The organism is Spirulina subsalsa CS-330, assembly GCF_028330765.1.
GTDB lineage: Bacteria > Cyanobacteriota > Cyanobacteriia > Cyanobacteriales > Spirulinaceae > Spirulina > Spirulina subsalsa_A.
The window spans coordinates 1-11,247 of record NZ_JAQMTY010000118.1; the positions used below are offsets into that span (position 1 = coordinate 1).

At 55.4% G+C, this 11,247-nt stretch carries 12 protein-coding genes and 1 pseudogene; 7 read left to right on the forward strand and 6 right to left on the reverse strand.

Going from position 1 to position 11,247, the window contains the following annotated elements; translation table 11 throughout:
- Positions 1-317, forward strand: a pseudogene (locus tag PN477_RS07885) (hypothetical protein); the annotation flags it as partial.
- Positions 318-416: 99 nt separating this feature from the next.
- Here PN477_RS07885 and PN477_RS07890 read toward each other — a convergent pair.
- A complete protein-coding gene (locus PN477_RS07890; RefSeq protein WP_272118091.1) occupies positions 417-665 on the reverse strand; it encodes a NifU family protein in 249 nt (82 codons plus the stop codon).
- Between the two features lie 172 nt (positions 666-837).
- Here PN477_RS07890 and psb27 point away from each other — a divergent pair, with 172 nt between their 5' ends.
- The 6 genes from psb27 to PN477_RS07920 all read left to right on the forward strand — a co-directional run bounded on the left by psb27 (position 838) and on the right by PN477_RS07920 (position 7,533).
- Complete coding sequence (psb27, locus tag PN477_RS07895; RefSeq protein ID WP_417158774.1) at positions 838-1,245, forward strand: photosystem II protein Psb27; 408 nt, start codon at positions 838-840, stop codon at positions 1,243-1,245.
- Positions 1,246-1,437: 192 nt separating this feature from the next.
- Positions 1,438-2,892 carry a family 10 glycosylhydrolase gene (locus PN477_RS07900; RefSeq protein ID WP_272118093.1) on the forward strand — a complete coding sequence of 485 codons (1,455 nt, stop codon included), beginning with the start codon at positions 1,438-1,440 and terminating at the stop codon, positions 2,890-2,892.
- A 144-nt stretch (positions 2,893-3,036) separates the two neighbouring features.
- A complete protein-coding gene (locus PN477_RS07905) occupies positions 3,037-3,210 on the forward strand; it encodes a hypothetical protein (protein ID WP_272118094.1) in 174 nt (57 codons plus the stop codon).
- Positions 3,211-3,491: 281 nt separating this feature from the next.
- Entirely contained in the window at positions 3,492-4,052 is a 561-nt protein-coding gene (locus tag PN477_RS07910; protein WP_272118095.1) for a hypothetical protein, read from the forward strand.
- Positions 4,049-4,804 (forward strand): energy-coupling factor ABC transporter ATP-binding protein, encoded by a 756-nt coding sequence (locus tag PN477_RS07915; protein ID WP_272118096.1) that lies wholly within the window; start codon positions 4,049-4,051, stop codon positions 4,802-4,804. The genes PN477_RS07910 and PN477_RS07915 overlap by 4 nt, the downstream gene beginning before the upstream one ends.
- Before the next feature lie 68 nt (positions 4,805-4,872).
- A complete protein-coding gene (locus PN477_RS07920) occupies positions 4,873-7,533 on the forward strand; it encodes a DEAD/DEAH box helicase (protein ID WP_272118097.1) in 2,661 nt (886 codons plus the stop codon).
- 168 nt (positions 7,534-7,701) lie between these two features.
- On the opposite strand, the gene PN477_RS07925 is transcribed toward PN477_RS07920, so the two are convergent.
- The 5 genes from PN477_RS07925 to PN477_RS07945 all read right to left on the reverse strand — a co-directional run bounded on the left by PN477_RS07925 (position 7,702) and on the right by PN477_RS07945 (position 11,011).
- Entirely contained in the window at positions 7,702-8,232 is a 531-nt protein-coding gene (locus PN477_RS07925; RefSeq protein ID WP_272118098.1) for an NAD(P)H-quinone oxidoreductase subunit J, read from the reverse strand.
- Complete coding sequence (locus PN477_RS07930) at positions 8,225-8,953, reverse strand: NADH dehydrogenase subunit K (RefSeq protein ID WP_072619745.1); 729 nt, start codon at positions 8,951-8,953, stop codon at positions 8,225-8,227. The genes PN477_RS07925 and PN477_RS07930 overlap by 8 nt, the downstream gene beginning before the upstream one ends.
- Positions 8,950-9,312 carry a photosynthetic/respiratory NAD(P)H-quinone oxidoreductase subunit C gene (gene ndhC / locus PN477_RS07935; protein WP_272118099.1) on the reverse strand — a complete coding sequence of 121 codons (363 nt, stop codon included), beginning with the start codon at positions 9,310-9,312 and terminating at the stop codon, positions 8,950-8,952. Before ndhC ends, PN477_RS07930 begins: the two co-directional genes overlap by 4 nt.
- A 115-nt stretch (positions 9,313-9,427) precedes the next feature.
- Complete coding sequence (locus tag PN477_RS07940) at positions 9,428-9,682, reverse strand: hypothetical protein (protein WP_272118100.1); 255 nt, start codon at positions 9,680-9,682, stop codon at positions 9,428-9,430.
- Positions 9,683-9,739: 57 nt separating this feature from the next.
- Positions 9,740-11,011 (reverse strand): Pvc16 family protein, encoded by a 1,272-nt coding sequence (locus PN477_RS07945; protein WP_272118101.1) that lies wholly within the window; start codon positions 11,009-11,011, stop codon positions 9,740-9,742.
- Positions 11,012-11,247: the final 236 nt, after the last annotated feature.

An 11,247-nucleotide genomic window follows, 5' to 3' on the forward strand; every position in this document is an offset into this window, starting at 1 on the left:
GCCCAGAACCGATCCCCAGCCCAGAACCAGAACCGGCCCTCGCCCTTAATGGTTCCATGGCCGCCGAACCGGAGCCGGAAGCGATCGCCCCACCCCCAGAACCCACTGTTCCCACCCCAGCCCCCGCCGCCACCGGGGAACCGATTGATTTTTCCGATGTGATTGCCAAAACAAATTTAGAAATGAAGCGTTTGGGCTGGACAAAGGAGCAGGGGCGGCAATACATCATGGAAACCTACGGGAAGCGATCGCGCCAAATCCTCGCTGATCACGAACTCGTCGAATTTCTCCGCTATTTAGAATCCCTCCCGTCTTAGGGGGTTGCGTGTTGTGTAGATGCAATTGCCATTGAAACCCATGAAAAAGGTGGGCAATGCCCACCTATGATTTCCGATGCTCAGGAGAGCAGAACGGAATTACATCACCTGTTCAACTTCACCAATTTCGGGGATGAGTTCACGGAGGCGACGCTCGATCCCCATGCGCAGGGTCATTGCTGAGCTAGGGCAAGATCCGCAAGCCCCTTGAAGGCGGAGTTTCACCGTTGGCCCTTCAATCTCAACCAGTTCAACATTGCCGCCGTCTGCCATCAGGTAGGGACGCAGATCGTCAAGGACTTGCTCAACGTTTTCACAAGTCAGGGTTAGGGGGGAAGTTGAAGACATAGTGGTATGAATTACTCTCGATATGGATTGACTGTTGCTTATATCCTAACGTTCCTCGTTAAATCTAACGATCCAGCGGGGCGCATCTGGTGAAGTTGAGGCGCATCTGGTGTGCGATTCCGATCCACGGTAGGATTGACCAAGCTGCTTTTATAAACGTTACATTAATTCTATGGTTATTAAACCCCTAGTGTCTCGCGTACTTGCTCTTGTGTTAGTCTGCGCCATCGGTTTGATGGGTTGTTCAGCGGGCACAACAAATGGTTTAACAGGGAATTATCGCCAAGATACCCTCACGGTGGTGGAAAACCTGACCACAATGTTAGATATGTCCAGTGATGCGCCGGATGTGACGGAACAACGTCAGGCGGCACGGGATCAGATGAATGATTATGCATCTCGCTATCGTCGTGATGGCCGGGTGTCGGGGTTGCGATCGTTCACGACGATGCAGACGGCTTTGAATAGTTTGGCTGGATTTTATAGTACCTATGGGTCTCGTCCCTTGTCGGATAAGCTGAAAACTCGTTTAAAGCAGGAATTCAAACAAGTGGAAATTGCGCTCAAACGCGGTTTGTAGGAATTACGATCACCTTTCTCGCGGAATCCGTTGCGATCGCAACGGAGACAACAACACAAAACGGTTAACCTGTTGAGGGTTAGCCGTTTTGTGTCGGAACGGGAACGCTGGCGGGAATCCTGAAGTCAGAAGCCCAGGGTCGAAAATTCTGGCCGCTACAATCAATTAAAACTCCGACTTACCCCACTGCTCATGTTGCGATCGCTTCTTGCTCCCCGCGCCTCCCTGCACCGCATCCTTAGCGCCCTCCTCCTCAGTAGTACCCTCCTCGCCCCCTGCACCGGACTCGCCGCCGCCCAAGCCCAAACCGGCAACTACTGCCAATTTACCGACCGTGAAATCAATCGCAAAGAGGCCCTGCGTCGCGCTGCGGTGGGGGGCAATGCCCAAGCCCAAGCCCAATATCAGGCGGTGATTCAAGAGCATTCCACCTGGCTCCAGCAATGCCGACAACGCACCTGGCCCCGCACCCAAGCGATCTGGCTGCGCTTGTATCCTTGCGATTTAGAGCCGGGGGTGTTGGATGCGGTGTTCGATCGCATCGTCAATAAGGGGTACAACGAAGTCTATTTAGAGGTGTTTTACGATTCCCAAGTGCTGCTGCCGGTGTCGGAAAATCGCACGCCGTGGGTGTCGGTGGTGCGCGATCGCGGTCAGGAAAATGCCGATTTATTGGCGATGGCGGTTGAAGAAAGTCGCGATCGTAACCTGAAGATCTACGCCTGGATGTTTGCGATGAACTACGGCTACGCCTACGCCGTTCGTCCCGATCGCGAACGAAACCTCGCCCGCAATGGCCAGGGTCAAACCAGCCTCGACGTTGTCCCCGACGGTTCCCAAGCCTTCATCGATCCCTACAGTCCCCAAGGCCAAGCCGACTACGCCACCCTGCTCCAAGCCGTCCTCCGCCGCAACCCCGACGGCGTGCTGTTCGACTATATCCGCTATCCCCGTGGCTCCGGGGGTGGATCGGTGGCCAGCAATGTGCGTGACCTCTGGATCTACGGCGATGCGTCCCGCACAGCCCTCCTCAACCGGGCCCAGAACAATCAAGGCCGCGAACTGATTCAACGCTTCATGGCCCAAGGTTCGATCAGCGGTGGCGATGTTCAGTCCGCGAAAGCCCTCCATCCGGGGGAAACTGGCCCCCAATGGCAAGGCTTAAGCTCTAGCAATCTCAACGCCGAACTGTGGAAACTCAGCGTTGCCCACGCCGCCCAAGGTGTGATTGATTTTCTCAATACCGCCGCCACTCAAGTCCAGCGCCAACGCATCCCTGCGGGGGCCGTCTTTTTCCCCGATGGGAACCGCCCCGTCGGTCAACAGGGCTATGATTCACGCCTGCAACCCTGGGATCGCTTCTCCTCACAAATCGAGTGGCATCCGATGTCCTACGCGATTTGTGGGAATCGGACGGACTGCATTGTGGACGAGGTGCAGCGGGTCTTAAGTTTTGCCTCGCCCCAAACCCGCGTGATTCCAGCTTTGGCGGGCCAATGGGGGCGAGTGGAACGCAGCCATCCCCCCCTAGAGCAGCAAATGTGGGCGTTGCAACGTCAGTTTCCGCAGCTTGATGCGATTAGTCATTTTGCCTATTCGTGGCAGGAACCGGTAGACGATCGCGCCCGCCAAACCTGTCGCCGTTAATGGAAAGCATCGACCCGATGCAAACCTGTTGATCCCTCACCTTGATCCCTCACCCAACCCTCTCCCGCAGGCGAGGGCTTTTCGCTCCCTTCTTCCCCATTTCACCGTACACTACAAAGAAATTCAGTCTAGGGAATTGAACGAATGACAACTCATTTCATTACGGCAGAAATTGATCTCCAAGCGACCCCGAACGAGTTGCACCAAGAAATTGAAGCGGAACTCACCAAACGCGGCGAGCCGTTGCGCTGGGCGGTGACCTCGGTGGATGAGGAACAGAAAACGGCGACAGTGGATGCGATCGTTACTCAGGGTTAGGGTGCGATGAATTGAATTCCCCTGGCCCTTCTTTGCATCCCACATGCTTAGCTTGATCCCCCCCAGCCCCCCTTAAAAAGGGGGGAGTTAGAGCCAAGTCCCTCTTTTTAACTTGATCCCCCCCAGCCCCCCTTAAAAAGGGGGGAGCCAGAGCCAAGTCCCTCTTTTTAACTTGATCCCCCCCAGCCCCCCTTAAAAAGGGGGGAGTTAGAGCCAAGTCCCTCTTTTTAAGGGGGATTTAGGGGGATCGATTACGGATCAACGCACATTTTGATCATCCTATGGTGTTAGATACTTTTCGGATTTCGCCCTTAATTCGGATCACGCTGCTGTCGCTGTATTTGGCGTTGACGGTTCCGCTGCCGTTTTTAGCGATCGCCACCCAAACCCCCATTTCCCCTACGCTCTTCTGGGGGGGGATTGCGATCGGGTTTGGGATGCTCTACGGCGTATTGTGCGAACGGGTCGAAGTAGACGAGCAAGAAATTCGCGTCACCTATCCGGCTTGGGTGCGACCGTTGGGGCGGCGGGGCTGGTCGTTGCCCTGGGCGCAGGTGTGTGATCTACAAATGCGCACCACCGGCCAAGGCGGGCTTGTCTATTATTTCGTCACCCCCAAGCGCGATCGCGCCTATCTCTTGCCGATGCGGGTGGTGGGGTTTGCGCGGTTGGTGGAGATTGTCACGGCGCGAACGGGGTTGGATACATCGGATGTGCGACCGTTGGCGCAACCCTGGATGTATGTGATCCTGTTGGGGGTGACGGTGTTGTTATTTCTCGTCGATGGGTGGGTCGTTTGGACGGCGATCGCACTCCCCAACGGCATCGGAGCACCCCTATGAATCAGCCGGTATTGCGATCGCAGGATCTCAGCATCACGACGATTTTGACGGATATTTCCTTCACCGTGGCAGCGGGCGATCGGATCGGCATCGTGGGCGCATCGGGTTCGGGCAAATCCACCCTGCTCGCCCTGTTCAATCGACTTCGCGACCCGGATCAGGGGCAACTTTGGTTTCAAGGGCAACCCTTGGCAACGATACCGGTGTCTGAGTTGCGGCGCAAGGTTGTTCTCGTGTTGCAAGAGCCGAAACTCTTGGGACTCTCGGTGTTTGATACCCTTGCCTATCCGTTGACCTTGCAAAAGCGGCCCAAAACTGAGGTGCGCGAGCGGGTGTTTCAGGAATGCGATCGCTTCAATATTCCCAACGATTGGCTAGAGCGGCAAAGCTGGCAACTCTCCCTTGGTCAACGGCAACTCGTTACTATTGCCAGGGCAATGCTCCTCAACCCCACCCTCTTGCTTCTGGATGAACCCACCTCAGCCCTGGATGTGGGCACAGCGTCGCGGGTGTTGCAGGTCTTAACAGCAACCCCCGGCCTCACTTGGATTATGGCCAATCATCAATTGGACTGGGTACAGCAGAGTTGCGATCGCGTCTGGTATCTCTACCAAGGCAAACTCTGGGCCGACACCACCGTCAGCGAAATTAATTGGCCACAAATTCAAGACGACCTCAAAACCCAAGCCGACGACTGGGACGATCTAGACCGCCCCGATCAACCGGCTCCTCAATCGCCCCAAAATGGATAATTGCCCCAGTTTTCACGGGATTCAGCACACCCCCTAGAATGGAAGAATAGTAACTGCATAAAACCTGAGTGAACACCTCCGCCCGAGCCTCGCTGAACCGTACCGAAATTTTCCCGTTTCCCCTTGATCCCTTCCAAGTTGATGCCCTCGATGCCTTGGATACGGGGTCATCTGTGGTGGTGTCTGTGCCGACGGGATCAGGTAAAACCCTGGTGGGGGAATATGCAATTCATCGGGCCATTTCACGGAATCGGCGGGTCTTTTACACCACACCATTGAAAGCCCTGTCGAATCAAAAATTCCGGGACTTTTGCGAACTGTTCGGCGCGGATCAGGTGGGGATCTTAACCGGGGACACCTCGATTAACCGCGATGCCAGTGTGTTGGTGATGACCACCGAAATTTTTCGGAATATGCTCTACGGTACGCCCATCGGTCAGGTGGGTACGTCGTTGGCCAATGTGGAAGCGGTGGTGTTGGATGAATGCCACTATATGAACGACAGCCAGCGGGGGACGGTGTGGGAAGAATCAATCATTTACTGTCCGCCACAGATGCAGATTGTGGCACTGTCAGCGACGATCGCCAATGCTGCCGAACTGACGGAATGGATTAGCCAAGTCCATGGGCCGACGCGCTTAATTCATTCGGATTTTCGCCCGGTTCCCCTTGAGTTTCACTTCAGCACGGTGAAGGGGCTGTTTCCGCTCCTCAACGAAACTAACACACGGGTAAATAAACGCCTGCTGCCGAAGGGTAAGCCCCGCCGCCTCCGCCGTGAAGACTGCCCGACGATTCGCCAAACGGTGGCCCAGTTGCGCGATCGCGATATGCTCCCGGCGATCTTTTTTATCTTCAGTCGGCGCGGTTGTGATAGTGCGATCGCTCAAGTCTCTGACTATACACTGCTCACCGCCGACGAAACTGCCGAACTGAAACGCCGCGTCACGGCCTTCGTCTCGGAAAATCCGAGCGCCGCCCGCACCAACCAAGTGGAACCCCTGATGCGCGGCATCGCCTCCCACCATGCGGGCGTGTTACCCGCCTGGAAAGGCCTCGTGGAGGAACTCTTTCAAGATGGGCTGGTGAAGGTGGTGTTTGCCACGGAAACCCTCGCCGCCGGGATCAATATGCCCGCCCGCACCACGGTGATCTCCGCCATTTCCAAGCGCAGCGATAATGGTCATCGGCTGTTGCGGGCGGCGGAGTTTCTGCAAATGGCGGGCCGGGCCGGGCGACGGGGCATGGATGAACAGGGCTACGTGGTAACGGTGCAGACCCGGTTTGAGGGGGCTAAGGATGCCGCCGATCTCGCCCTCAAATCCGCTGAACCCTTGGTGAGTCAATTTACGCCCACCTATGGTATGGTGTTGAATTTATTGCAAACCCATTCCGTGCCCCAGGTGAAAAGCCTCTTGGAGCGCAGTTTTGCCCAGTATGCCGCTTCGTTGAAGTTAGCGCCGGATAAGCAAGCGATCGCAGAACTCACCACCGACCTCGCCAAACTGGACGTGGAACTCGCCCCCATCCCCGTCCCCCAGATTGAAGACTACGAAAAACTTCGCCAACGAGCCAAGGAAGAACGCCGCCTCTTAAAAATTCTCCGCGAACAAGCGATCGAAACACGCCAGCAAGAGATTACCCAACAGTTACCCAAACTTCCCCTCGGCAGCATTTTTTACCTCAAAGGCAAGCATGTTTCCGTGGCGCAACCGCTGCCGGTGCTCCTCGCTGCCCAACTCTCCGGCCGGGGCAAAGTCCCCTATTACCTCTGTTTAACCGAAGGGAATGATTGGACGGTGGTGGCGAGTCAGGATGTGATCGGGGTGGGGGATACGGTGATTGCTCAGAACCTGCTCGATATGCTCGATCCACCCTTTGATTTACCGCGCAAATTGGGGCAATACTATCCCGGTGATGACCTCAGTGCCTCGGTGGCCGAAGCAATCCCGATTACCCCCTTTAGCCTTGATGATGCGCCGGAAGTGGTGGAGCAGAGCGATCGCCTCGCCGCCGTTCAATCCCAACTGGATACCCACCCCCTTCGGCAATGGGGCAAACCCGGCCAACTGGTGAAACGCCATAACCTCCGCATTCAACTGCAACGGCGATTGCGCGATCGTCAAGCCCAATACAAAGAACACCAAACCCAACATTGGCGCGACTTCTCCAACCTCGTCAAAGTCCTCCGCGAATTCGATGCCCTGATCGAATACGACCCCACCGAAATCGGCCAAGCCGCCGCCGCCATTCGTGGCGATAACGAACTCTGGCTCGGCCTCGCCCTGATGTCCGGCTACCTCGATCCCCTCGGCCCCCCGGAACTCGCCGCCGCCGTCTATAGCCTGATCAGCGAACCGCCCCGCCCCGATAGCTGGACAAACTACGCCCCCCCTGAATCGGTGCTCGTGGCCCTGGCCAACCTCATTCCCCTCCGCAAAGAGTTGATCAAAGTGCAGCACCGCTACAAAGTCGCCCTTCCCGTCTGGCTCGAAGACGAAACCCTCAACATCATCGGCGTGATGGAACAATGGGCCCTTGGTGTGACCTGGGAAATCCTGGGCGACAATTGCAGTTTTGATGAGGGTGATTTGGTGCGAATGTTACGGCGTACCGTAGACTTTCTTTCCCAAATTCCCCACGTCCCCGGCCTCTCCGACACGATCCGCCAAAATGCCCGCCGCGCCGTCGATCTCATGCGCCGCTTCCCCATTGATGTGGGCATTTAACCCATGCCCAGCACCCAGAGCAACCATCTGACGTTTCATCGCAACGCCGGCAAGGGAGGTTAACGCAAAAATCTCCCCTTCATGCCAAAGAGTGAGTGTAGACACACTCACTCTTTTCTGTTCAGGATGACCTAAGCTCAAGCACCCAGATGGGGGGAGCGATCGCCCTTAATGGGCATCCTGTAATTCGTAAAAATCGGGAGAAATATAGTCCTTGCGCAGGGGCCAACCGATCCAATCTTCCGGCATTAATAACCGTTTCAAATTGGGATGGCCATCGTAGACAATACCGTACATATCGTAGGTTTCCCGCTCTTGCCAGTCCGCCGCCTTCCAAATCCAGTACACCGAAGGCACATGGGGATTGTCGCGGGGCACGAACACCTTAACCCGAATTTCTTCGGTACTTTCGGCATTGTCACTGACTTTCACCAAATGGTAAAAACTGACGAGTTCTTTACCGGGGCCTAGATCGTACCCCCCTTGACATTGCAAATAGTTGAACCCGTAAGCGCGGAGCGCGGTGCAGATGGGCAGAAGCACCTTCGCATCCACTTGGATCATCTCAATGCCGAGGTGATCCGGTTCGAGCAAACCATGGTCAAAGCCATTCTCGGTGAGCCATGACGATGCCGGGCCGGCCACAAGGGCGGTGGATTCTTCTTCCGGGGCGTTGTTGGGAGTGTTGTCTTCAGCCACGATCAACCTCTTCTTTCACATCTTGACGGGTGGGGGCAATGGGCAGCCCGTAGGCTTCGGTGAGTTCTTTGGTGGGGGCTTGGCGATCGGGCGATCGCAAATATTCCCCCGTCAAAATCGGCTCCGTCACCTTCATATTGTGGGTCGTGCAGTAATATTCATGTTGCTGCTCTAGCACCGTGGCCCGCTCTTGGATCGACTCATTGGCCACCTTTTTGCGCAGCTTCACGATCGCATCCATAATCGCTTCCGGCCGAGGCGGACAACCGGGAATATAAACATCCACCGGAATCAACTTATCCACACCCCGCACCGCACTCGGCGAATCCACACTGAACATCCCGCCGGTAATCGTGCAGGCTCCCATGGCGATCACATACTTCGGTTCCGGCATTTCTTCGTAGAGCCGCACCAAGGCCGGGGCCATTTTCATCGTAATCGTCCCGGCGGTAATCAAAAGATCCGCCTGCCGGGGACTCGAACGCGGCACCAGACCAAAACGGTCAAAGTCAAACCGAGAGCCGATCATCGCGGCAAACTCGATAAAACAACAAGCCGTTCCGTAGAGTAAGGGCCAGAGGCTGGACAGTTTCGCCCAGTTGTAGAGGTCATCTACGGTGGTGAGGACGATATTTTCCGATAAGTCTTGGGTAACCCCGGTGCGGGCCACCGGATTCAAGATTTTTTCAACGTTTTGCTGTTCGATTGATTCTAAATTCATGACCACTCTAACGCTCCTTTACGCCATGCATACACCAAGGCAACAACCAAAATTGCGATGAAGATGAGGGCTTCTATAAAGGCTAGCAAACCCAATTGACTAAAGGCGACGGCCCAAGGGTAGAGAAACACGGTTTCAACATCGAAGACCACAAACACAAGGGCGAACATATAGTACCGGATGTTGAATTGAATCCATGCTCCGCCGATAGGCTCCATCCCACATTCATAGGTGGTGCGCCGCTCTGGCCCGCCGGTACGAGGGCGCAAGATTTTCGACGCAATCAGCGACAAGATCGGAACGGAACTGGCGATCAGGAGAAAGCCTAAAAAATATTCGTAACCACTGAGGTGAAACACTTGGATTTCCCTATAATGCTGCGCTTAACAAGGCCCAATTATAGAACTTCATGCCGATCGTCGGGTTGATCTAAAGATCATAACTGGCAGAACGGGGCGCGGTTTGGGTCGCATTCTAGCCGCGCTGGCTTTCAAACAGAGACCGGGGCAAAATGACCGGTTCTAGGGTCTCGTCATCGAGTTCCCAGAGTTCCCAGCCCATTTTGAGGCGGGGGGTAAGCTGCTCGGAACCAAAGCCAAGGGCGGCTTCGCGTGTTGTCCAGGTTTTCGCGGTGGCTTGGGAGAGGCAGAAGTGGGGTTCTTCCGTTTTCCAATTGTTGTGGATAAATCCTAAACCGGCAACTTTGATAAAGTAACTCGCCATCATCATTCCTTGTAATCAGGTTAATCAGAAATTGCGTTCAATCAGAAGAGTCAGAAAGAATCGTTAAACAATCAGTAAGCGGGGGCCGACATACCAGCCATAGGTGTCACTCTCCGGATCTTGATCCACTTCTAGGCAACTCTCGGCCCCATCGACATGGAGACGGACGAGATAGTCCCCCGGTTTGACGTTTTTGATCGGAATGTTCACGACGGTGGCGATCGCATCTCGGGCCGAGGCTTCAAAGAGATAGGTCGCCGGATCATTCGTAGACCACTCATGGAGGGAGAGGGTGACGCGCTGCTCAGGGAGCATGGGGAGATTGCTCTGGGCGGTGATCGTGCCGTTTCGACCCCGCCGGGGAGTGCCGGTGAGGGACCCGATCTCAAGGCGATCCAGGGTGGGACGGAGGACGAAGGGGGCCGTGTTGGATTCGACACGGGGGGCGGGTTTACCCCTGTCGGCTTTCCCTTGGCGATAGACCAATTGGAGGCTCTGAATACCGGCGCGGAGTTGATCGGTGGGCAGGGTAGCCAGGTTGAGGAGGAGTTGATCGGTGCTCAGTTCGGTGGGGGCGGCTTCGATCGCGCCGATGCGGATGAAGGGGTCGGGGCCGTTGAGATGTTGGCCGCGGATGCGGAGGGTGCTGTGGGTTTCGATCGGGTAGAAGCGACCGCGATCGCTGATCACTTCCGTGATTTGGGGTTGACCGGCGAGGGGGGATGTGCCGCCGTATTGGCGATCGCTCACGGGTAGCGGTGCTTCCCCTGTGGCTTCCCCTTCAATCATCGCCACCGTTGCTTTATAGGCCACCGATAGACAGTAGGGGGTTTGGAAAAACACCGACCAGACTTTTGACAGTTCATCGAGGGTCAAATTCAGGGGCGCGAAGGCAATTTCGGCAAACTGTTCGGAGAGGTCAGAATTGCTGAGATATTCCAGGTTGGCATCTTCGAGGGTGTCGTGAATCAGGTCTCGCGAAATAATTGCGTAGTCCGTGAGGGTGCGAATCACGCTCCCTAACAGGCGTTGGGGTTCGAGTTCGGCATCGTTACCGTAGCAGCTAATCATATAGTGCATATCGACGGCGGTACGCGATCGCACTGCCCCCTCGCCCCGACGATTGCGGCGCTGAATTTCCGCACTGTTGCCCCACATATAGTTCACCGGCACATGGTAGAGGAAAATATTTACCCCCGTGGTTGGGGTGGCCGTGCCGATACTGTCGGGGCGTAGCGTCGTGACCCGCGCCCCACTGACATCGGCTTGGATGGTGGATTGAATAATCCGCTGGAGGGTGGCGGTAACAGTGGCGATCGCAAGATGATTACTCATGAAGAGAAAAGGTATTCGGATTCAGGCTAGGAGGAATTGGGCGCGAACGAGTCCCAAGTCAACATTTCTTTGCATCAGGAGCGATCCCTAGGGTTTTACCGTAAATTTTGGGTCTAAAGCCCCGTCCTTGTAGGACGGCTTTATATTGTGATTCATTAATGGTACATTCATATTAAGCGACCTAACAGAGTTGAAGTATGGGGTTCTAAGAGCAAGTCTTTTGGGTAAAACTTCGA

Coding starts and splice junctions, on each gene's coding strand:
- PN477_RS07890 (WP_272118091.1), bottom strand. CDS start 665: ATGTCTTCAACTTCCCCCCTAACCCTGACTTGTGAAAACGTTGAGCAA.
- psb27 (WP_417158774.1), top strand. CDS start 838: ATGGTTATTAAACCCCTAGTGTCTCGCGTACTTGCTCTTGTGTTAGTC.
- PN477_RS07900 (WP_272118093.1), top strand. CDS start 1,438: ATGTTGCGATCGCTTCTTGCTCCCCGCGCCTCCCTGCACCGCATCCTT.
- PN477_RS07905 (WP_272118094.1), top strand. CDS start 3,037: ATGACAACTCATTTCATTACGGCAGAAATTGATCTCCAAGCGACCCCG.
- PN477_RS07910 (WP_272118095.1), top strand. CDS start 3,492: ATGGTGTTAGATACTTTTCGGATTTCGCCCTTAATTCGGATCACGCTG.
- PN477_RS07915 (WP_272118096.1), top strand. CDS start 4,049: ATGAATCAGCCGGTATTGCGATCGCAGGATCTCAGCATCACGACGATT.
- PN477_RS07930 (WP_072619745.1), bottom strand. CDS start 8,953: ATGAATTTAGAATCAATCGAACAGCAAAACGTTGAAAAAATCTTGAAT.
- PN477_RS07940 (WP_272118100.1), bottom strand. CDS start 9,682: ATGATGATGGCGAGTTACTTTATCAAAGTTGCCGGTTTAGGATTTATC.
- PN477_RS07945 (WP_272118101.1), bottom strand. CDS start 11,011: ATGAGTAATCATCTTGCGATCGCCACTGTTACCGCCACCCTCCAGCGG.